General features: G+C 64.9%; 18 protein-coding genes. 8 read left to right on the forward strand and 10 right to left on the reverse strand.

What is annotated here, in order from left to right:
- Positions 1-19: 19 nt before the first annotated feature.
- Together Q7C30_RS17490 and Q7C30_RS17495 are read right to left on the reverse strand one after the other, a co-directional pair.
- Positions 20-1,336 carry an MFS transporter gene (locus Q7C30_RS17490; RefSeq protein ID WP_295481115.1) on the reverse strand — a complete coding sequence of 439 codons (1,317 nt, stop codon included), beginning with the start codon at positions 1,334-1,336 and terminating at the stop codon, positions 20-22.
- Between the two features lie 91 nt (positions 1,337-1,427).
- Positions 1,428-2,852, reverse strand: coding sequence for an amidase (locus tag Q7C30_RS17495; protein WP_317872244.1), 1,425 nt, complete (start codon positions 2,850-2,852; stop codon positions 1,428-1,430).
- A 123-nt stretch (positions 2,853-2,975) separates the two neighbouring features.
- On the opposite strand from Q7C30_RS17495, the gene Q7C30_RS17500 reads away from it, so the two are divergent.
- Complete coding sequence (locus tag Q7C30_RS17500) at positions 2,976-3,752, forward strand: IclR family transcriptional regulator C-terminal domain-containing protein (protein WP_317872245.1); 777 nt, start codon at positions 2,976-2,978, stop codon at positions 3,750-3,752.
- A gap of 22 nt (positions 3,753-3,774) precedes the next feature.
- On the opposite strand, the gene Q7C30_RS17505 is transcribed toward Q7C30_RS17500, so the two are convergent.
- Complete coding sequence (locus Q7C30_RS17505) at positions 3,775-5,331, reverse strand: beta (1-6) glucans synthase (protein ID WP_317872246.1); 1,557 nt, start codon at positions 5,329-5,331, stop codon at positions 3,775-3,777.
- A gap of 209 nt (positions 5,332-5,540) precedes the next feature.
- Here Q7C30_RS17505 and Q7C30_RS17510 point away from each other — a divergent pair, with 209 nt between their 5' ends.
- The 3 genes from Q7C30_RS17510 to Q7C30_RS17520 all read left to right on the forward strand — a co-directional run bounded on the left by Q7C30_RS17510 (position 5,541) and on the right by Q7C30_RS17520 (position 8,556).
- A complete protein-coding gene (locus tag Q7C30_RS17510; protein WP_317872247.1) occupies positions 5,541-6,401 on the forward strand; it encodes a glycine betaine ABC transporter substrate-binding protein in 861 nt (286 codons plus the stop codon).
- 182 nt (positions 6,402-6,583) lie between these two features.
- The gene (locus Q7C30_RS17515) at positions 6,584-6,895 is read left to right on the forward strand and encodes a DUF485 domain-containing protein (RefSeq protein ID WP_029611961.1); all 312 of its coding nucleotides are present in this window, start codon (positions 6,584-6,586) and stop codon (positions 6,893-6,895) included.
- Entirely contained in the window at positions 6,892-8,556 is a 1,665-nt protein-coding gene (locus Q7C30_RS17520) for a cation acetate symporter (RefSeq protein WP_039579306.1), read from the forward strand. Before Q7C30_RS17515 ends, Q7C30_RS17520 begins: the two co-directional genes overlap by 4 nt.
- A gap of 73 nt (positions 8,557-8,629) precedes the next feature.
- On the opposite strand, the gene Q7C30_RS17525 is transcribed toward Q7C30_RS17520, so the two are convergent.
- Positions 8,630-8,782 carry a DUF3309 family protein gene (locus Q7C30_RS17525; RefSeq protein ID WP_009682861.1) on the reverse strand — a complete coding sequence of 51 codons (153 nt, stop codon included), beginning with the start codon at positions 8,780-8,782 and terminating at the stop codon, positions 8,630-8,632.
- Between the two features lie 224 nt (positions 8,783-9,006).
- Between Q7C30_RS17525 and Q7C30_RS17530 the strand changes: the two genes are divergently transcribed.
- Positions 9,007-9,819: an SDR family oxidoreductase gene (locus tag Q7C30_RS17530; protein ID WP_116888725.1), complete on the forward strand. Its 813-nt coding sequence runs from the start codon at positions 9,007-9,009 to the stop codon at positions 9,817-9,819.
- A 133-nt stretch (positions 9,820-9,952) separates the two neighbouring features.
- On the forward strand, positions 9,953-10,153 hold the full coding sequence (csrA, locus tag Q7C30_RS17535) for a carbon storage regulator CsrA (protein ID WP_029611960.1): 201 nt from the start codon (positions 9,953-9,955) through the stop codon (positions 10,151-10,153).
- Here csrA and Q7C30_RS17540 read toward each other — a convergent pair.
- The 5 genes from Q7C30_RS17540 to mnmC form a co-directional block, all read right to left on the reverse strand.
- The gene (locus tag Q7C30_RS17540; RefSeq protein WP_317872248.1) at positions 10,141-10,377 is read right to left on the reverse strand and encodes a YheU family protein; all 237 of its coding nucleotides are present in this window, start codon (positions 10,375-10,377) and stop codon (positions 10,141-10,143) included. The two genes, csrA and Q7C30_RS17540, sit on opposite strands and share 13 nt — an antisense overlap.
- 123 nt (positions 10,378-10,500) lie before the next feature.
- Positions 10,501-11,685 carry an osmoprotectant NAGGN system M42 family peptidase gene (locus Q7C30_RS17545; protein WP_029611958.1) on the reverse strand — a complete coding sequence of 395 codons (1,185 nt, stop codon included), beginning with the start codon at positions 11,683-11,685 and terminating at the stop codon, positions 10,501-10,503.
- A gap of 102 nt (positions 11,686-11,787) precedes the next feature.
- Positions 11,788-13,530, reverse strand: a complete 1,743-nt coding sequence (gene ngg / locus Q7C30_RS17550) for an N-acetylglutaminylglutamine synthetase (RefSeq protein WP_317872249.1) — start codon at positions 13,528-13,530, stop codon at positions 11,788-11,790.
- Between the two features lie 4 nt (positions 13,531-13,534).
- Positions 13,535-15,322, reverse strand: coding sequence for an N-acetylglutaminylglutamine amidotransferase (locus Q7C30_RS17555; protein WP_304483363.1), 1,788 nt, complete (start codon positions 15,320-15,322; stop codon positions 13,535-13,537).
- Between the two features lie 133 nt (positions 15,323-15,455).
- On the reverse strand, positions 15,456-17,441 hold the full coding sequence (gene mnmC, locus Q7C30_RS17560) for a bifunctional tRNA (5-methylaminomethyl-2-thiouridine)(34)-methyltransferase MnmD/FAD-dependent 5-carboxymethylaminomethyl-2-thiouridine(34) oxidoreductase MnmC (protein ID WP_317872250.1): 1,986 nt from the start codon (positions 17,439-17,441) through the stop codon (positions 15,456-15,458).
- A 128-nt stretch (positions 17,442-17,569) separates the two neighbouring features.
- Here mnmC and pap point away from each other — a divergent pair, with 128 nt between their 5' ends.
- Both pap and Q7C30_RS17570 read left to right on the forward strand, forming a co-directional pair.
- Positions 17,570-19,060 carry a polyphosphate:AMP phosphotransferase gene (gene pap, locus Q7C30_RS17565; protein WP_317872251.1) on the forward strand — a complete coding sequence of 497 codons (1,491 nt, stop codon included), beginning with the start codon at positions 17,570-17,572 and terminating at the stop codon, positions 19,058-19,060.
- Positions 19,061-19,218: 158 nt separating this feature from the next.
- Positions 19,219-20,178: a DMT family transporter gene (locus Q7C30_RS17570; RefSeq protein ID WP_317872252.1), complete on the forward strand. Its 960-nt coding sequence runs from the start codon at positions 19,219-19,221 to the stop codon at positions 20,176-20,178.
- Positions 20,179-20,218: 40 nt separating this feature from the next.
- On the opposite strand, the gene Q7C30_RS17575 is transcribed toward Q7C30_RS17570, so the two are convergent.
- Positions 20,219-21,613 (reverse strand): class II fumarate hydratase, encoded by a 1,395-nt coding sequence (locus Q7C30_RS17575; protein ID WP_317872253.1) that lies wholly within the window; start codon positions 21,611-21,613, stop codon positions 20,219-20,221.
- Positions 21,614-21,649: the final 36 nt, after the last annotated feature.

A 21,649-nucleotide genomic window follows, 5' to 3' on the forward strand; every position in this document is an offset into this window, starting at 1 on the left:
GGGAACAGCTTGCGCCGCCTCAGGCGGCGGCAGGCGCGAGCATGCTGCGCCGACGTGTCAGTGCCCCTACACAGAGGAACGACGTCAGCGCCAGCGCCGAGTAGAACACCGCCAGGGGCCACCATTGGCCTGCCGCCTGCCCGGCAATCAGGGTGCCGACCATCGGCGTGGTCCCGCCGATCAGCGCGCCGCAGGCTTGGTAGGCCAACGAAATGCCCGAATAGCGCTGGGCGACTGGGAACACATCGGTGATGTAGCCGGCGATCACGGCATAGAACGCCGAGGAGAACACCTTGGCCAGCGCGATGCCGAGGATGATCATCGTTCCTTGTCCGGTGGAAACGAGGCTGAACATGACGTACGGCACCAGTATGCTGATGCCCGAGGTCACCAGCAGGAAGCGACCTGCACCCACTTTGTCCGCGAGCCAGGCGGCGATTGGCTGGTTGATCAGCTGCACGAGTGCGACCACCGACAGGCATTCGAGGATCACCGAGCTCTTGATGCCCATGTACTGGGTGGCGTAGGCGATCATGAAGGTATTGGTGAAGTAGGCCGACGAGATACCGATGGTGCAGGCACCCATTACCAGCAGGATCAATGGCCAGGCATCACGGACCACGGTCTTGACCGGCGATTGCGCCGGTTGACCCTGCTGGGCCAGCGCCTCGAACTCAGGTGACTCATGCACGCCGCGGCGGATCACGAACGCCAGCAACAGCAGCACGATGCTGCCGATGAACGGCAGTCGCCAGCCCCAGGCGTACATGTCGGCCTCAGGCATCTCGGTGATGAAACGGAACACCATCAGCGACAGCACCAGCCCCGCCGGGCTGCCCAACTGGGCGAACGAGGCGTAGAAGCTCTTCTTGCCCTCCGGTGCATGCTCGCTGGCCAGCAGCACCGCGCCTCCCCATTCGCCCCCCACGGCAATGCCCTGCAGGATACGCAGGCCCACCAGCAGCACCGGTGCCCAGAAGCCTGCCTGCGCATAGGAGGGCAACAGGCCGATGCCCACCGTCGAGACGCCCATCAGCACCAGCGTCAGGATCAGCGAGTACTTGCGTCCGAAGCGATCACCCAGGTGACCGAAAATGATGCCGCCTAACGGTCGAGCGACGAAACCTACCGCCAGCGTGGCGAAGGACGACAAGGTACCGACCAGTTGGCTGCTGCCTGGAAAGAACACGTGGCTGAAGATCAGCGCCGAGGCCGTTGCATAGATATAGAAGTCGAACCACTCGATGAGGGTGCCGAGGAATGAGCCGGCGGCAGCCCTTATGGGTTGCCGGGCACGGGGCTGCGCTTGGGCGCGCGGGGTACTGGAACTGGACATCGTGGCTACCTTTGATTTGTTGTTGGCATTGTCAAAAGGAATCAAGCCGGTGTTGGTTTCTGCGTCTGTCGCGCTGTACCGGCGTTGCGGGTTAACGCGCCAGCGGGCGAGTGGTGTAGGGACGGTTGATCGACTCCAGCGCGTGCGCGAACGCCAGCAATCGCTGCTCGTCGCGGTAGCGGCCGACGATCTGCAACCCCACCGGCAGGCCCTGCTCACTGAAGCCGCAGGGCAGCGACAGGGCCGGGTGGCCGGTCAGGGTGATCAGCGAACAGCTATTCATCCAGTCGATGTAGGTCTGCATCGGCTGCTCGCCGATCTGTGCCACGTAAGGCTGTTCGACCGGGAAGGGCAGCACCTGACTGACCGGAGCGACCAGGAAGTCGAAGCGCTCCAGCAGCGCTTGCAGCTCTCGGAACAGCCGTGCACGGACCGCTTCGGCGTCCATCACATCCTGGGCCGTGAAGGTGCTGGCCTGCTCGATGTTCCAGATCACGGTGTCCTTGAGCAGGTGGCGATTGCCCTGCAGAAGGTCGGCATAGCCGCCGGCATAGGTGAGCGCGCGCAAGACCTGGAAGGCCCGTGCGCCGCCTGTGAAGTCGGGCTCTGCCAGTTCGACCGTGCAGCCCAGCTCGTCCAGGCGTCGCACGCCAGCCTCGGTGACGGCGCGTACCCGTGGATCGACTGGCAGCCCGCCCAGGTCGGGGCTGTAGGCGATGCGCGCGCCTTTGAAATCGTGCTCTGCCAGCGTCGTCAGTGGATGGGTGTGCGACTGCAGCGACAGGGGGTCGCGCGGGTGTTGGCCTGCGATCACGCTGAGCAGCAGCGCGACATCGGCCACGCAGCGCCCCATGGGTCCGGCCACGGTCAGTTGGCCGAAGCTGTTGGCGTTGGGCACATTCGGCACCCGACCGATGGACGGGCGCAGACCGACGATGTTGCAGAAGCTCGCCGGATTTCTCAGAGAACCGCCCATGTCGGTGCCGTCTGCCAGTGCCACCATGCCCGTGGCCAAGGCCACGGCCGATCCACCGCTGCTGCCGCCACAGGTCAGCTCCGGTGCGTAAGGGTTTCGCGTGGCGCCGAACACTGCGTTGAAGGTCTGCGAACCTGCGCCGAATTCCGGCAGGTTGCTCTTGCCCAGCAGGATCGAGCCGGCGGCGGCCTGGCGCTGCACGATCAGCGAGTCCTGATCGGGGACATGCTCGGCGTAGACCTTCGAGCCCCAGGTGGTGCGCATGCCTGCGGTGAGGAACGAGTCTTTGTGCGCCACCGGCAAGCCATGCAGCGCGCCGAGCGCTTCGCCCTTGGCCTGTCGCTGATCGGCGGCCTCGGCGCGCTCGAGTGCGCCTTGCGCATCCACTGTGACCAGTGCATTGAGCGTTGGGTTGTAGCGCGCCAGTTGTGCCAGGCACGCCTGCGTCAGTTCACGTGCGGACAGATGCCCGGCGCGGATTTCGGCCGCCAGCTCCCAGGCCGGTCGGGTGGCTAGGCCGGTATCGGTGAGGTCATCCATACTAAGCTCCATGTATCGCTAGGCAATACTTATTATCGTTTATTGATATACTAGGTATACCCCTTGCTCGAGAGCGGGTCAATATGGGGTAAGCTGCTCCTCCTTTTACGGAACCCGCCAGATATGAATGACCGCGCTACCCGCCAGCAGCATCCGCAGTTCATCGAGACCTTGGACAAAGGTATCCGTGTGTTGGAAGTGTTCCGGGCAGGGCAGTCATCGCTGGGGCTGACAGAGCTGGCTCAGGCCTGCGACATGACCAAGAGCGCCGCGCAGCGCTTCACCCATACCTGGTGCGAGCTGGGCTATCTGGCCAAGGATGAGTCTTCGCGCCGCTACAGCCTCACTCACAAGGCGCTGGAGCTGGGCTTTCTTTACCTGAACGCCTCGCCGTTGGTCAGCCGCGCGCTGCCCGCGTTGAAGTTGATTCGCGAGCGCTGCAACCTTACGGTCAATCTCAGCGTGCTGTCGGGGCACGACATCGTCTATGTGCTGCGAGTGCCGGGGCCGAACCAGACCTTCGCCGAAATGCTGCCGGGCCGGCGCATGCCGGCCTGGTGCACCTCGGCCGGCCGGGTGCTGCTCGCCGATCTACCGCCTGAGCGCGTGCAGGCCAGCCTGGAACAGGTGGTGCCGACGGCGTTCACCGGGCAGACGGAAACGGACAAGGCGACGTTGCTGCAGTGCATCCGCCAGGCCGCCGAGCAGGGTTACTCGCTGACCCAGGAACAGGTGCTGGTCGGTCAGGTGGGCATTGCGGCGCCGATTCGCAACGTGCACTTCCAGGTGGTGGCGGCCATCAATATCACCGCGCAGTTGAGTGTCTGGCCGGTGGAGCGGGTGCGGCAGGAGTTGCTGCCCTTGCTCATGGACGTCAGCCAATCAGTGATCGTTGGCTGAGTCCTTCCAGGTCGCGCGTCGTTCATCGCGTGCGCAGGCTGCGCCACAGCGCTGCGGTCATCAGCAGGCTGACGGCTGCCCAGCCCCACGCCTGAGGGTTGTACAGGCCCTCCTGATAGAGCTGCGGCGCAATACCGGCGCCGACGATCAAGGCCAGCAGCGCCGCTTCGGCCCTTCTCGTCGGCACCGGGCGTAGCAGGTACACCAGAGCTGGCACCAGCAGGGCCGCACTGGGAAAACTGCGATAGCGTGCGTCGAAGACCATCGCCAGCATGCTCACCGCGGCGGCAAATCCGGCCGCCAGCAGCCAGCCACCGGCACGCGCCTCGAGCCAGACGAACAGACGCTGACGCCAGCCGTCGCGCTGCGCCAGGGCCAGCGCGCCGTGGCAGAGCACCAGCCCATTCAGCCCCGCCAGCAGCAGCACCCAGAGCCACTCGCCGGCAAAGCGCGCGTTGGTCCGCGCCAGCTCGCCCCACAGGCCCAGGCAACCGGCACCGGTGGCGGCCAGCAGCGGTAGCAGCCATGCCGCACGGGCCTGTGCCGGGCGACCGGCCAGGGTCAGGATCAGCAGCGTGAGTGCGGTACTGGCCAACCACCACTGCGGCCACAGCGGCAGGTTGCTGACCGGCCCTTCGAGCACGCCCTTGTCTTGCCGGTCGGCGTCGTACAGCCCCCAATAGCCGCCCACGGCGCCCTCGCTGGCGCGCTTCCAGGGTTGATCGAAGGCTTCGATCAGGTTGTAGTGCCAGCCGTTGGCCTCGGCCAGCGCGACGAAGCCGCGAACGAAGCGTGCCTCGTTGACCCGACTGGGCTCGGCCGTTTCCCGCTGACGTCCCTCGCTGGGCCAGCCGGTCTCGCCGATGAAGATGTCCTTGGGCGCGAAACGCGCGCCGAACGTGCGTCGGACCTCGGCGACGTGGGCCAGGGCGTCGTCGATGCCGCGTGGGTCGTCCTCCCAGTACGGCAGCAGGTGGATGGTCAGAAAGTCCACGACTGGCGCCACCTGCGGATGCTGTAACCAGAACTCCCACACGTCGGCGTAGGTGACCGGCACCTTGACCTGACTTTTCACCCGCGTGATCAACTCGGCCAGACGCTGGCCGGTGACCTCCTTGCGCAGCAGTGTCTCGTTGCCGACGATCACCGCGCTGACCACGTCCGGGTTGGCGTTGGCCGCTTCGACCAGCAGCGCCAGCTCCTTGTCGGTGTCCACCGGGTTGGCGTTGACCCAGGCGCCGAGCATCACCTTCAAGCCATGCTTGCGCGCCAGGGCCGGTATGGCTTCCAAACCGCTCATGGAATAGGTGCGGATGCACTGAAATCGCTCGGCCAGCAGCGCCAGGTCGGCGTCCATGCGCGCCGGGCGCAATCGGAAGGGTTGGTCGAAGGGTGACTGATCCTTGTCGAACGGGGTGTAGGAGGCGCATTGCAGTTTGTGCGTGGGACTGGCCGCATCAGGCAGGTGGATCGGCCTGCCAAGCCCGTACCAGAGGGCGCCGAGGCCGAGCACGGCGATCAGGCAGGCGAGGCAGTAGGAGAGGGGGATGCGGGGTGGGCTGGGCATCGAGCGGTCCATCGTCTGGCGCGAGTGATCGGGGTAAGCGGTGGATAGTAGCCCGGCGCCAAGCATTTGGCATGCAAGGATCGCGCAGAAGACTTCGGCCCGATGACGTTAATGGCCAAGTGCTGTCGCTGATCGCTCGGTGAAGGTCGTTGATGGAGCAGGTCGCGCGGTCCGGCAGGTCGATGATGGAATCTCCAAGACCTGACGAGGGGATGCTTTCGATGGCGACAATTAAAAGAACGCGACGTTTCCTGGGTGTGGCCGGTGCTTTGGTGCTCGCCATGGGCGCAGGGCAAGCCATGGCCAAGGAAATCAGCATCGGTTACGTGGATGGCTGGTCCGACAGTGTGGCAACCAGCAACGTCGCCGCCCAAGTAATCGAGCAGAAACTCGGTTACGACGTGAAGCTGCAGGCGGTTGCCACCGGCATCATGTGGCAGGGCGTGGCCACCGGTAAACTCGACGCCATGCTCTCGGCCTGGCTGCCGGTCACCCATGGCGAGTACTGGGCCAAGAACAAGGATAACGTCGTCGACTACGGCCCCAACTTCAAAGACGCCAAGATTGGCCTGATCGTGCCGGAGTACGTCAAAGCCAGCAGTATCGCCGACCTCAAGACCGACGCCGGCTTCAAGCAGAAAATCGTCGGGATCGACGCCGGTTCCGGTGTGATGATCAAGACCGAGCAAGCTATCAAGGATTATGACCTGACCGGTTACAAGCTGACGGCCAGTTCTGGCGCGGCGATGACCTCCGAATTGGGGCGTGCCGAGGCCAAGCAGCAGCCGATCGTGGTGACCGGTTGGGTGCCGCACTGGATGTTCGCCAAGTGGAAACTCAAGTTCCTGGAAGATCCGAAGGGCGTGTTTGGCGCTGCGGAAACCGTGAACAGCATCGGTAGCAAGGAGTTGGCGACCAAAGCGCCGGAAGTGGCCGAGTTCCTCAAGAAGTTCCAATGGCAGTCCAAGGATGAGATCGGCGAGGTCATGCTCGCGATCCAGGAGGGCGCCAAGCCTGAAGCGGCAGCCAAAGACTGGGTGGCCAAGCACCCAGAGCGCGTCAAGGAGTGGACGGGCAAGTAACCGTCAGGGCCGGCGCGCCTGGGCCGTGGGCAACCCGCGATCCAGGCGCGCCGGCCTTTATTTATTGCAGTCCATGTAAAACACTGTTGCATCTAAGACTAAGGTCGTCTGGTTGACGTCCACCGGCAGCATAAAGTTAAGGCGGGTTCTCCCCTTACTGTGTTGCTGCTAGGACAAAAACAATGAACGACAGCATCTACCGATCGATACAAGAAAGTCCGCGTTTCAAGGAGCTGGTCAGCAAGCGCGAGCGCTTCGCCTGGATCCTCTCGGCGATCATGCTCGGCCTCTACTGCGCTTTCATCCTGCTCATCGCCTATGGCCCGCAGATTCTCGGCGCCAAGATCAGCGCCGGTTCGTCCATCACCTGGGGCATTCCCCTGGGCGTGGGCTTGATCCTCTCGGCCTTCATCCTCACCGCCATCTACGTACGGCGCGCCAACGGCGAATTCGATGAGCTGAACAAGGCGATCCTGAAGGAGGCGCAGCAATGATCCGTCACGCCAAAACCCTGGCTGTACTTGCCTGCGGTGCCTTCGCACCCGCCGTGTGGGCTGCCGATGCGATCACCGGCGAGGTGCACAAGCAACCGCTGAACGTCTCGGCGATCGTCATGTTCCTGGCCTTCGTCTGCTTTACCCTCGGCATCACCTATTGGGCCTCCAAGCGCAACAAGTCGGCCTCGGACTACTACGCTGCTGGCGGGCGCATCACCGGCTTTCAGAATGGCCTGGCGATTGCTGGCGACTACATGTCCGCCGCCTCGTTCCTGGGTATTTCCGCGCTGGTCTTCACCTCCGGCTACGACGGCCTGATCTACTCCATCGGCTTCCTCGTGGGCTGGCCGATCATCCTGTTCCTGATCGCCGAACGCCTGCGTAACCTGGGCAAGTACACCTTCGCCGATGTCGCCTCCTACCGCCTCGGACAGAAAGAGATCCGCACCTTGTCGGCCTCCGGCTCGCTGGTGGTGGTGGCGTTCTACCTGATCGCGCAGATGGTCGGCGCGGGCAAGCTGATCGAGTTGCTGTTCGGCTTGGACTACCACGTCGCAGTGGTGCTGGTCGGCATCCTCATGTGCCTGTACGTGCTGTTCGGTGGCATGCTCGCCACCACCTGGGTGCAGATCATCAAGGCGGTGCTGCTGCTCTCCGGTGCCAGCTTCATGGCACTGATGGTGATGAAGCATGTGGGCTTCGACTTCAACACGCTGTTCTCCGAAGCGATCAAGGTGCACGCCAAGGGCGAGGCGATCATGAGTCCGGGTGGTCTGGTCAAGGATCCGATCTCGGCCTTCTCGCTGGGCCTTGCGCTGATGTTCGGCACCGCCGGCCTGCCGCATATCCTGATGCGCTTCTTCACCGTCAGCGACGCCAAGGAAGCGCGCAAGAGCGTGCTGTATGCCACCGGCTTCATCGGCTATTTCTACATCCTCACCTTCATTATCGGCTTCGGCGCCATCCTGCTGGTCAGCACCAACCCGGACTTCAAGGACGCCACCGGCGCGCTGTTGGGCGGTAACAACATGGCGGCGGTGCACCTGGCCAACGCGGTGGGCGGCAGCGTGTTCCTGGGCTTCATCTCGGCGGTGGCCTTCGCCACCATCCTGGCGGTGGTCGCCGGCCTGACCCTGGCCGGCGCCTCGGCGGTGTCCCACGACCTGTACGCCAGCGTCTGGCGCAAGGGCAAGGCCAACGACAAGGACGAAATCCGCGTGTCGAAGATCACCACCGTCGCCTTGGGCGTGCTGGCGATCGGCCTGGGCATCCTGTTCGAGAAGCAGAACATCGCCTTCATGGTAGGCCTGGCGTTCTCCATCGCCGCCAGCTGCAACTTCCCGGTACTGCTGCTCTCGATGTACTGGAAGAAGCTGACCACCCGCGGCGCGATGATCGGCGGCTGGCTGGGCCTGATCAGCGCGGTGGGCCTGATGGTGCTCGGCCCGACCATCTGGGTACAGATTCTCGGTCACGAGAAGGCCATCTACCCGTATGAGTATCCCGCGCTGTTCTCGATGCTCATCGCCTTCGTCGGTATCTGGTTCTTCTCGATCACCGACAAGTCCAAGGCGGCCGATGAGGAGCGTGCGCTGTTCTACCCGCAGTTCGTTCGCTCGCAGACCGGCCTGGGTGCTTCAGGCGCTGTCTCGCACTGATCCCTCTTTACTGGTGCACCCATGAAAACGCCCCGCATTGCGGGGCGTCTTCATTTGCGGGCCTGCGGGTGGGTCATATTCTGCCGAGCAACAACAGTACCAGCAGCACGACCAGCACCACGCCGACGATACCGGACGGGCCATAGCCCCAGCTGCGCGAGTGGGGGAAGACCGGTAGGCCACCGATCAGCAGCAGAATGAGGATGATGATGAGGATCGTGGTCATGACAGAGTCCTTGCATGGTTGGGGGTCAAGGGCCACGAACTGCTGGCCTCTTGTAAGCTCCGACTGGCGCCGCTTGCGAAAGATTCCATCGGGTGTCGTGGACACTGTCACAGGGCACTGACTGCCGGGTCATGCCGCTGCATTCACTGGCCTGATGAACCCTGCCCGACGGCTGCGCGTTGATTAGACTCGGCGCTACTTCAGTCAGCACAAGGCCAGCCACCATGCAAGACCGCATCATGATCACCGGCGCAGGATCAGGCCTGGGCCGCGAGATTGCCCTGCGCTGGGCGCGCGAGGGCTGGCGCATGGCGCTGGCCGATGTCAACGAGGTGGGTTTGCGCGAAACCCTCGAACAGGTGCGTGCCGCCGGTGGCGAGGGCTTCGTGCAGCGCTGCGATGTGCGCGACTACAGCCAGCTCACTGCGCTGGCCCAGGCCTGCGAGGCGCAGTTCGGCGGAATCGACGTGATCGTCAACAACGCCGGGGTCGCCTCCGGGGGCTTTTTCGCCGAATTGTCGCTGGAGGACTGGGACTGGCAGATCGCGGTCAACCTCATGGGTGTGGTCAAGGGCTGCAAGGCGTTTCTGCCGCTGCTCGAGCGCAGCAAGGGGCGCATCGTCAACATCGCGTCCATGGCCGCGCTCATGCAAGGACCGGGCATGAGCAACTACAACGTGGCCAAGGCTGGCGTGCTGGCGCTGTCGGAAAGCCTGTTGGTGGAGTTGCGGCAGGTGGACGTGGGCGTGCATGTGGTATGCCCGTCATTCTTTCAGACCAACCTGCTCGATTCCTTCCGGGGGCCGAACCCGGCCATGAAGGCGCAGGTCGGCAAGCTGCTGGAAGGCTCGCCCATCAGCGCCGCGCAGATCGCCGAGCATATCCATGCGCAGGTGGCGGCGGGCGAGTTCCTGATCCTGCCCCACGAAGCGGGGCGTGAGGCCTGGCGCCTCAAATGCGCAGCGCCCGAGAAGCTCTACGATGAAATGGCGAGCATGGCGGTGAAGATGCGCGCCAAGGGGCGCTCGTCTCAATAGGGCTGGATTGAGGAGCCGTCTGTAAGGCTTTTTACCTTGCGGTGTAGGTTAGGTCTATTTAAGACGGGTCTGATTGATAAGCGCCAAGGCCCGGAGCAGGCTCGGATTTTCCCTCGGTCTGGAGGATCGGAGCATGCTTGTAATGGGACGCGAAGTCGGCGAGGTGATCACCATCGGCGACAACATCCGCATCAAGGTGATGGCCGTCGAAGGCGGGGTGGTGCGCTTCGGCATCAGCGCACCGCGCCAGGTGGCGGTGCACCGGGCGGAAATCCACAAGCGCATCAAGGACCAGGCGCTCGAACAGGAGCCGGCGTCCGGTCACTCGGCCTGATCGAGCAGCTCGGCGGGCACGTCGTGGCGTGCGAGCAACTGGCACTGCTGGCTTTCCATATCGAAGAGGATGAACGCCTGGCCTCTGGCCAAGGCCTGACGCACCCGAAGTACACGGGTTTCCAGTGGCGTGTCGTCGCCATTGTCGGTGCCGTCACGGGTGACGAAATCTTCGATCAAGCGGGTGAGGGTGTCGGCTTCGAGTTGATCGTAGGGAATGAGCATGGTCGCTGTCGGCTGGAAAGGAGATGGCTGCATGCTACTGGAAAGTTGCATGTCGCAGTAATCGGGGGGTGATGCGAACAGGGTCGAGGCCGCCCCTGCAGGGGCGGCCCGGTTCGCCTGGGATCAGAGTTTGTTGCCGAGCAAGCTGTCCACAGCGGGTACTGGAGTGTCGCTGCCCATCTGCGTGTCGTGCTCCAGTTGATGACTGAAACGCTCGAGCGAGGCATTGGCCGGCTGCGAGTCGCTGGCGAACACCGGTGGACTCAGCAGGTAGGCTGACAGCAGCCGGGTCAGCGCCGCCAGGCTGTCGATGTGGGTGCGTTCGTAGCCATGGGTGGCGTCGCAGCCGAAGGCGACCAGCGCGGTGCGGATGTCGTGCCCGGCGGTCACGGCCGAATGGGCATCGCTGAAATAGTAGCGGAACAGGTCGCGGCGCACGGGCAACTCGTTGTCCCCGGCCAGCTTCAACAGGTGGCGCGACAGGTGATAGTCGTAGGGCCCGGACGAATCCTGCATGGCCACGCTCACCGCATGCTCGCTGGACGCTTGCCCCGGCGCTACCGGCGCGATATCGATACCGACGAACTCGCTGACATCCCAAGGCAATGCGCCCGCGGCGCCCGAGCCGGTTTCTTCGGTGATTGTGAACAGCGGGTGGCAGTCGATCAGTGGCTGCTGGCCGCTTTCCACCACCGCCTTGAGTGCCGCCAGCAATGCTGCGACGCCGGCCTTGTCGTCCAGATGACGGGCGCTGATATGGCCACTGTCGGTGAACTCCGGCAGCGGATCGAACGCGACGAAGTCGCCGATACCGATACCCAACGCCTCGCAATCGGCGCGAGTGGTGCAGTAGGCGTCCAAGCGCACTTCGACGTGCTCCCAACTGACAGGCATCTGGTCGATCGCGGTATTGAAGGCGTGCCCGCTGGCCATCAAGGGCAGCACGCTGCCGCGAAACACGCCGGTGTCGGTGAATACGCTGACCCGGCTGCCTTCGGCGAAGCGGCTGGACCAGTGGCCGACTGCCGAGAGTGCCAGGCGGCCGTTGTCCTGCACTTGGCGCACGCTGGCGCCGATGGTGTCCAGGTGCGCGGACACGGCGCGGTCGGGCGAGCTCTGGCGACCTTTGAGGGTGGCGCGGATGGTGCCGCGGCGGGTCAGCTCGAACGGAATGCCCAGTTCGTCCAGGCGTTCGGCGACGTAGCGCACGATGGTGTCGGTGAACCCGGTGGGGCTGGGAATGGCGAGCATCTCCAGCAGGACTTTCTTCAGGTAGTCCAGGTCAGGTTCGGGGAGGCGTTCGGACATGGGTACTCCTTGGTGTGTGCGATCGGTTCAGCGCGGCTGAGGCGCAGCGGCCCGATGCCGCTGCTACACGTTGTGGTGTATCCGCGATGAACCGCCATTGATTCAGGTCAGGGCCTGACTGTGCGGGAACAGCAGATCCACGAATCGCTCCGCAGTGGGCTGTGGTTCGTGGTTGGCGAGCCCGGCGCGTTCGTTGGCCTCGATGATGACGTAGTCCGGCTGCTGTGCATCGCGGACCATGAAGTCCAGGCCCACGACCGGAATTTCCAGGGCTCTGGCAGCACGCACGGCCGCGTCCGCCAGCACCGGGTGCAGACGCTCGGTGACGTCCTCCAGCGTGCCACCGGTGTGCAGGTTGGCGGTGCGGCGCACTGCCAGGCGCTGCCCGGTCGGCAGCACATCGGCCAGGCCCAGGCCTGCCGCACGCACCGTGCGTTCGGTTTCTTCGTCCATGGGAATGCGGCTCTCGCCGCCGGTGGCGGCCTGACGCCTGCGGCTCTGCGCCTCGATCAGCGCCTGGATGCTTTGCGTCCCATCGCCGATGATCTCGGCGGGATGGCGAATGGCTGCGGCCACCACCTCGAACCCGATCACCAGGATGCGCAGATCGAGTCCGGCGTGGAAGCTCTCCAACAGCACTCGGCTGTCGAACTGACGCGCCTGTTCAACAGCCTGGGAAACCTCGTCGAACGCGCGCAAGTCGACGGCCACGCCCTGGCCCTGCTCACCGTCCACCGGCTTGACCACGAGTGAGCCGTGCTCTTCGAGAAACGCCAGGTTGTCGTCGGCACTGCCTGCCAGTTGCTGGGCGGGCACTTGCAGGCCCGCCGCGTGCAACACCTGGCGGGTCAGGCGTTTGTCCTGGCACAAGGTCATGGTCACCGCGCTGGTGAGGTCGCTCAGCGACTCGCGACAGCGCACCCGACGTCCACCCAGGCTCAGGGTGAACAGACCGGCGTTGGCGTCGTCTACCTGCACCTCGATGCCCCGGCGCAGTGCTTCGTTGACGATGATCTTGGCATAGGGATTGAGCCCCACTTCAGGGCCTGGGCCGAGGAACAGCGCCTGGTTGATGCCGTTCTTGCGCTTGACGGCGAAGGTCGGCAGGTTGCGAAAGCCAAGCTTGTCGTAAAGCCGTTTGGCCTGGCGGTTGTCGTGCATCACCGACAAGTCCAGGTAGGCCAGGCCACGGCTCATGAAGTGCTCCACCAAGTGTCGCACCAGCACTTCGCCGACACCCGGGCGGCTGCACTGCGGTGAGACCGCCAGGCACCAGAGGCTGCTGCCGTGTTCAGGGTCGTCGAACGCCTTGCTGTGGTTCAGGCCCATGACGCTGCCGATCACCGCACCGGAGTCTTCGTCCTCGGCGATCCAGTACACCGGGCCGCCGAGATGGCGCGGGGTGAGCAGTTCGGGCACCACCGGCATCATGACGCGCGCTTGATACAGCGCATTGATCGCTTGCCAGTCCGCGTCGTTCTGCGCCCGACGGATACGAAAGCCGCGAAACACACGCTGGGCCGGGCGGTAGTCGCTGAACCACAGGCGCAAGGTGTCGGACGGGTCGAGAAACAACTGCTGCGGCGCTTGGGCCAACAACTGGTGAGGCGCCGCGACGTACAGGGCGATGTCGCGCTCGCCGGCTTGTTCTTCCAGCAGCGCCTGGGCCAGTTGCGCCGGGTCCGGGTAGGTGTGGCCGATCAGCAGCCTGCCCCAACCGCAGTGCACGGCGCGTGGCTGATCGTGCGGTTCGCTGCCATCTCCAGCCAGACGCGCCTGCAGGCGCTCGTAGGAGGGCGCCTGACCGCGCAGCAAGCGCTGTTCATAGGCACTTTGGGGTTTCATCGGATCAGATTCCTTGTTCGCTGAGCCACAGGTTCAGGGCTGCCAACTGCCACAGCTTCGAGCCGCGCAGCGGCGTGAGCTGACCCTGGGGATTGCTCAGCAGGCGATCGAGCATCGCGGGGTTGAACAGGCCGCGATCCTGGCTCGAGTCGGTGAGCAGTTCGCGTACCCAATTCAATGTGGCGCCTTCCAGGTGCTTGAGGCCGGGGACCGGGAAATAGCCCTTTTTGCGGTCGATCACTTCGTGCGGAATGACCCGCCGCGCGGCCTGTTTGAGCACCTGTTTACCGCCGTCCGGCAGCTTGAAGCGCGCTGGCACGCGTGCAGAGAGTTCCACCAGGCGGTAGTCGAGGAAGGGCGTGCGCGCCTCCAGGCCCCAGGCCATGGTCATGTTGTCGACGCGCTTGACCGGGTCGTCGACCAGCATCACCGTGCTGTCCAGGCGCAAGGCCTTGTCCACGGCATCCGGCGCGCCCGGGCGGGCGAAGTGTTCACGGACGAAATCGCCAGCCGCGTCGTTGTCCAGCAGCCAGGGCGCCTGCACCGTTTCGCGGTACTCGTCATGACTGCGGTCGAAGAAGGCATTGCGGTAGGCGCCGAAGGCGTCGCTGGCGCCATCGACCTGGGGATACCAGTGATAGCCGGCGAACAGTTCGTCGGCGCCCTGGCCGCTCTGTACCACCTTGCAGTGCTTGGCCACTTCCCGCGAGAGCAGGTAGAAGGCGATGCAATCGTGGCTGACCATCGGCTCGCTCATGGCGCGGAAGGCGGCAGGCAGTTGATCGATGATCTCGTGCTCGGCAATGCGCAACTGGTGGTGGCGGGTGCCGTAGTGGCGGGCGATCAGGTCCGAATACTGGAATTCGTCGCCGCGCTCGCCGCCGGCGTCTTCGAAACCGATGGAGAAGGTCGACAGGTCCTCCACGCCCACTTCGCGCAGCAGGCCGACCAGCAAGCTCGAATCGACACCGCCGGAGAGCAGCACGCCGACATCGACTGCGGCGCGCTGGCGAATGGCGACCGCTTCGCGGGTGGCGTCCAGTACGCGGGTGGTCCAGCCTTCCAGGTCGAGTTCGCGTTCATCGGGCTTGGGGCCGTACTGCAGTTGCCACCAGGTCTGGCGCTCTACCTCGCCGTGCCGGTCGACGCGCATCCAGGTGCCCGGTTCGAGCTTCTGCACGTTGGCCAGGAGGGTGCGCGGTGCTGGGACCACGGCGTGGAAATTCAGGTAATGGTTGAGGGCCACTGGATCGAGCATCGGATCGATGTCGCCACCTTTGAGCAGCGCGGGCAGCGTCGAGGCGAAGCGCAGGCGCTCGCCGTTGCGCGACAGGTACAGCGGTTTGACGCCCAGGCGATCGCGGGCCAGGAACAGGCGCTGGTTGTCGCGCTCCCAGATCGCCAGGGCGAACATGCCGTTGAGCTTGGGCAGCAGCGCCGCGCCCCAGGCGTGGTAACCCTTGAGCAGCACCTCGGTGTCGCCGTCGGACCAGAAGCTGTAACCCAGGTCCTGCAGTTCCTGGCGCAGTTCAGGGAAATTGTAGATGGCGCCGTTGAACGCCAGCGACAGCCCCAGGGTGTTGTCGACCATCGGCTGCGCCGAGCCGTCGGACAGATCCATGATCTTCAGTCGCCGGTGACCGAGGGCGATAGGCCCCTGACTGTGGAAGCCCCAGGCATCGGGGCCACGGGGCGCCAGATGGTGGGTGATGCGCTCCACCGCGGCGAGGTCCGCCGGGCGAGGGGCTTGGTCGAGGGGGGTGAAACGCAACTCTCCTGCTAATCCGCACATAAGTCCTTACCGGTTTTGCCGTTGGGGAAAAGTGCCCTCCCATGGGGCACCTTAAGGAACTGACCCAGGTGAATTAGCAGAGTTTTAGATCGATCCGTTATAAGCGACGAATGGCGTTCGGCACTGAGGGCGGTTACTTCCCGCGAATGAGCTTGCGCAAGGCGAAGCGGTTCGGGTGGCACGCTTCGGCCACGGCGCGCGGTAGCGGCAGGGGTTCACCGCTGGCCCAGGCGGCGATCAGCTCGCCGCTCAGGGGCGCGGTGATCAAGCCGCGAGAGCCATGGCCGGTGTTGACGTACAGGCCATCCAGCCAGGGGCAGTCGATGGCGGGGACCTGGCGAGCGTCCTTGGCCAGCACGGCGTAGGTATCGGCGAACGCGCCGGGATCGGCCAGGGGGCCGACGATCGGCAAGTAGTCGGGGCTGGTACAACGGAAGGCGGCACGCCCTTGCAAGCGGGTCGGATCCAGCTCGGCGGCGCCCAGGCGTTGCGCCAGGTCTGGGGAAATCGCCTGCAGCAGTGCCAGGTTGCTGGCGTGTTCGGCGGCCGTGGGGGCGAGGTCCTGGCTGTGGAAGTCGAAACTGGCGCCGAGGGTATGTTCGCCGTGACGCGCCGGGGCCACGTAGCCATCGGCACAGACCACGGTACTCAAGGATTGGCTGCGCGGGGTGAGCGGCACCCGGGTGATCTGTCCGCGAATGCGCTTGAGTGGCAGTTCGGCGCAGGCTGGGAACTGACGCACCTCGGCGGCACCGGCCAAGACCACCAGCGGTGCGCTGGCCAGCAACTGCTCGCCGTCCCAGGCCTGCCACAGGTCCGCGTCCCGGCGCAGTTCCAGCACGCTGCGGTGGGTCAGCAGGCGGATGCGTGGGTGCTGCAATTGCGCCTGGCACAACGCCGGCGGGTGCACCCAGCCGCCCTCGGGATAGAACAGGCCGCCACTGGCCAGGTCGATGCCCGCGATGGCCTGGGCCTGTTCGCGCTCGACCCCATGCAGCAAGCGGCTGTCGAAGGCGGCTGCAAGCTTGCCCTGACGCGCGCGCTCCTTGGCATCGAAGGCCAGTTGCAGCACGCCACAGTCGTCCCAGTCGCGACCGCGTTGCAGCCGCTCGAGCCAGCGTCGGGTGTAGCCGAAACCGGAAAGGATCATCTGCGACAGGGCCGTGCCATGGGCCGAGAGCTTGAGGTACAGCACGCCCTGCGGATTGCCGGACGCCTCGCGGGCCGGAGCGTCATGGCGCTCCAGCACCTCGACCCGCCAACCCCGCGCCGCCAGGCTGGCGGCACTGGCGCAGCCCGCCAGCCCGGCGCCGATCACCAGGGCTTGCCGAGGTCCTCGGACCGCAGCAGGACGGGCATACCAGGGCGCAGAGGGGGGCGCGGCGTGCGGATGGTCGGGCGTCCCGACGAACTCGCCGCCCATCACCTCCCATTTCTTGCCTAGCCCCGGCACCTTGCGCATGGCGAACCCGGCCGCCAGCAGACTGCGGCGTACCCACCCCGTGGTGGTGAAGGTGCCCAGGGTGGTACCTGGGTGTGAGAGGCGGGCCAGTTGAGCGAACAGCTCGGGCGTCCACATGTCCGGGTTCTTCGCTGGGGCGAAGCCATCGAGGAACCAGGCATCGATGCGCGCATCGAGCAGCGGTAGCTGCTGCAGGGCATCGCCGACCAACAAGGTCAGGGTGACGCGACCCTGATCGAAGCTGAACTGCTGAAAGCCCGGATGAATGGCCACGTACTGTGCCAGCAATGCGTCGCTGTAGGCCGACAGCTCCGGCCATAGCGCGGCGGCGCGGGCCAGGTCGGCGCGGGTCAGCGGATATTTCTCGACGCTGACGAAATGCAGGCGTGCTTCGGCCTGGGCGGTCTGATCGAACAACTGCCAGGCACAGAAGAAATTCATGCCGGTGCCGAAACCGGTCTCGCCGATCACCAGGCAGTCGTGCGCGCCCAATGCGCCAAAGCGCTGAGCCAGGTGGTTGCGTTCCAGGAACACGTACACCGTTTCATGCACGCCTTCGTTCTTGGAAAAGTAGACGTCGTCGTACTGCCGCGAATGGGGGCGGCCTTGCGCATCCCAGTCGATCTGGGCGTGCTGGAGAGGGGCGTTATCGGACATGGCCTCTGAGCGCTGCAAGCAGCGCGCTTCAAACTGCGGGAAAGCGCCAATAGTGGCACGCCGCGCTTTTTCTTGCAGCTTGCCGCTCGCAGCTTGTAGCTTAGGCCGGTCCAGTGAAGGAGCCCTCCATGTTCGAATCCGCGGAAATCGGTCACAGCATCGACAAGCACACCTATGACGCCGAGGTGCCCGCACTGCGCGAGGCCCTGCTCGAGGCGCAGTTCGAGCTCAAGCAGCAGGCGCGGCTGTCGGTCATCGTGTTGATCAATGGCATCGAGGGCGCTGGCAAGGGCGAGACGGTCAAGCTGCTCAACGAGTGGATGGACCCGCGGATGATCGAGGTGCGCACCTTCGACCAGCAAACCGACGAGGAGCTGGCCCGGCCCCCGGCCTGGCGCTACTGGCGCGCGCTGCCGCCCAAGGGGCGGATGGGCGTGTTCTTCGGCAACTGGTACAGCCAGATGATCCAGGGCCGGGTCCACGGTCAGTTCAAGGATGCGGTGCTCGACCAGGCCATCAATGGTGCCGAGCGTCTGGAGCAGATGCTCTGCGACGAAGGCACGGTGATCATCAAGTTCTGGTTCCACCTGTCCAAGAAACAGATGAAGGCCCGACTCAAGACCCTGCGCGACGATCCGCTGCACAGTTGGCGCATCAGCCCGCTGGATTGGCAGCAGTCGCAGACCTACGACCGCTTCGTGCGCTTCGGCGAGCGTGTGTTGCGCCGCACCAGCCGCGACTATGCGCCCTGGCATGTGATCGAAGGTGTCGAGCCCAATTACCGTGCACTGGCCGTCGGGCGCATCCTGCTGGAGAGCCTGCAGGCGGCGCTGGCCAACGCCAAGAACACGCGTCAGGCCAACGTCGCGCCGCTGGGCCGCAGCATCGACCACATGAGCCTGCTGGATGCGCTGGACCTGACCCGACGCCTGGACAAGCAGGACTACCAGGAGCAGCTGGTGGCCGAGCAGGCGCGTCTGGCCGGCCTGCTACGCCACAAGCGCATGCGCGAACACGCCTTGGTGGCCGTGTTCGAGGGCAATGACGCGGCAGGCAAGGGCGGTGCCATCCGCCGCGTCGCCGCCGCCCTGGATCCGCGCCAGTACCGCATCGTGCCGATCGCCGCGCCCACCGAAGAAGAGCGCGCCCAGCCCTATCTGTGGCGCTTCTGGCGACACGTGCCGGCGCGCGGCAAGTTCACCGTTTTCGACCGTTCCTGGTATGGACGGGTGCTGGTGGAGCGCGTCGAAGGCTTCTGCAGCCCGGCCGACTGGATGCGTGCGTACGGCGAGATCAACGATTTCGAAGAGCAGTTGAGCAACGCCGGCGTGGTGGTGGTGAAGTTCTGGCTGGCAATCGATCAGCAGACCCAACTGGAGCGTTTCGAGCAGCGCGAGCAGATCCCGTTCAAGCGCTACAAGATCACCGAAGAGGACTGGCGCAACCGCGACAAGTGGGATGTGTATGCCGAGGCGGTGGGTGACATGGTCGACCGTACCAGCACCGAGATCGCGCCCTGGACGTTGGTGGAAGCCAACGACAAGCGCTGGGCCAGGGTCAAGGTGCTGCGCACACTCAACGAAGCCCTGGAGGCTGCCTTCGCCAAGCACAAGAAATAGCGGCGAGCTTCAAGTTTCAAGCTTCAAGCGGCAAGTTCCAAGCTTCAAGCTATTGCCTGGCGTTGAGTGGCGGTGCACGCTGTGCCGCTTGCCGCTTGCCGCTTGCCGCTTGCCGCTTGCCGCTTGCCGCTTGCCGCTGCTCCCTAATCGAGGACGCTATGCACACTTCTTCCGGACGCTGGGTCCGCGGTTTTTCGCTGGCGCTGCTGACCGCGCTGCTCTGGGGCATTCTGCCGATCAAACTCAAGCAGGTCCTGCTGGTCATGGACCCGGTCACGGTCACCTGGTATCGCTTGCTCGTGTCTGGCGGGCTGTTGTTCGCCTGGCTGGCGGCCAGCCGGCGTTTGCCGGTGTTTCGGGGGCTGGGGCGCAAGCGGCTTGGGCTGGTGGTGGTGGCCGTTTGTGGGCTGATGGGCAATTACGTGTTGTACCTGGTCGGGCTCAAGCTGCTCAGTCCCGGCACGGCGCAACTGGTGGTGCAGTTGGGGCCGGTGCTGCTGCTGGTGGCCAGCGTTTTCGTCTTCAAAGAGCGTTTCAGTGTCGGCCAAGGGCTCGGTCTGCTAGTGCTGCTGGTCGGGTTCGGGCTGTTCTTCAACCAACGCCTGGAAGAGTTGCTGACATCGCTGGGTGCCTACACCACGGGGGTACTGACCATCCTCCTGGCCACCAGCATCTGGGTGTTCTATGCCCTGAGCCAGAAGCAACTGCTGACGGTCTGGCATTCGCAACAGGTGATGATGGTCATCTACCTGAGCTGCGCGGCGTTGCTGACGCCTTGGGTACAGCCTCTGGAAGCCTTGCAGTTGACGCCGGTGCAGGGCTGGCTGCTGCTGGCCTGCTGCTTGAACACCCTGGTGGCCTACGGTGCCTTCGCCGAGGCCCTGGCGCACTGGGAGGCTTCGCGGGTCAGTGCGACCTTGGCGCTGACGCCGCTGGTGACCTTCGTGGCGGTGGCCGGAGCGGCCTGGGTATGGCCTGACTACGTGCATGCCGAGGACATCAATGCGCTGGGGTACTTCGGCGCGGTGACCGTGGTCGTGGGGTCCGCGCTGGTGGCGTTGGGGCCGTCGTTGGTGGCAGGGTGGCGGGCCCGAGGGCAACGCCGACTGTCGTCCTGATCGCAGGCAACCGCGCGATCGGGACGACGTCGACAGCGGGTCAGCCCTTGCCGCCCGGTGCCAGCATGTTCTCCGGCCGTACCCACTGGTCGAACTCTTCATTGCTCAGGTACTGCAACTCCAGCGCCGCTTGGCGCAAGGTCTTGCCTTCGCTGTAGGCCTTCTTGGCGATTTCCGCCGACTTGTCATAGCCGATGTGTGGATTGAGCGCGGTCACCAGCATCAATCCACGTTCCAGGTGCGCCGCCATCTGCTCGGCGTCGGGCTCGATACCGGCCACGCAGTGCTGCTGGAAGTTGCGGCAGCCGTCGGCCAGCAGTTCGATCGACTGCAGCAGGTTGTGAATGATCACCGGCTTGAACACGTTCAACTGCAGGTGCCCCTGGCTGGCGGCGAAACCGATGGTGGCGTCGTTGCCCAGTACTTGGCAGGCGAGCATCGACAGCGCTTCGCACTGAGTCGGATTGACCTTGCCTGGCATGATCGAGCTGCCTGGCTCGTTGGCCGGCAGACGGACCTCGGCGAGCCCCGCGCGCGGCCCGGAGCCGAGCAGGCGCAGGTCATTGGCGATCTTCATCAATGCCACGGCCAGCGTCTTCAGGGCGCCCGCCAGGCTGGTCAGCGGCTCGTGGCCGGCGAGGGCGGCGAATTTGTTCGGCGCGGTGACGAAGGGCAGGCCGGACAGCGCCGCCAGCTCGGCGGCGATGGCTTCTGCAAAGCCTTGGGGGGCATTCAGGCCGGTGCCCACGGCGGTGCCGCCCTGGGCCAGCTCGCAGACCGCCGGCAGGGTGGCGCGGATTGCGCGCTGGGCGTAGTCGAGCTGGGCGACGAAGGCCGACACTTCCTGGCCGAAGGTGATCGGCGTGGCGTCCATCATGTGCGTACGGCCGGTCTTGACCAACTGCGAATGGCGCGCCGAGAGCTCCGCCAGTCCCGACGACAGTTCGGCGATGGCCGGCAGCAGTTGCGTCTGCACGGCCTGGGCGGCAGCGATGCTCATGGCGGTGGGGAAACAGTCGTTGGAGCTCTGCGAGCGGTTGACGTGGTCGTTCGGGTGCACCGGCAGCTTGCCGCCGCGGCCCTTGCCCGCCAGCTCGTTGGCCCGCCCGGCGATCACTTCGTTGACGTTCATGTTGCTCTGGGTGCCGCTGCCGGTCTGCCACACGACCAAGGGAAACTGGTCGTCGTGCTTGCCCGCCAGCACTTCGTCGGCCGCCTGCTCGATCAGCCGCGCGAGGTCGGCTGGCAGGTCGCCGTTGCGGTCATTGACCCGCGCCGCCGCTTTCTTGATCAGTGCCAAGGCATGCAGCACGGGCAAGGGCATGCGCTGCTGGCCGATGGCGAAGTTCACCCGCGAGCGCTGGGTCTGCGCGCCCCAGTAGGCCTGTTCAGGAACTTCGACCGGGCCCAGGCTGTCTGTCTCGATACGGCTCATGCTGCGTTCACTCCTTTGTAGAACGAAATCGCAGTT

This window comes from Pseudomonas sp. RAC1 (assembly GCF_030658255.1).
Taxonomy (GTDB): Bacteria; Pseudomonadota; Gammaproteobacteria; order Pseudomonadales; family Pseudomonadaceae; genus Aquipseudomonas; species Aquipseudomonas boreofloridensis.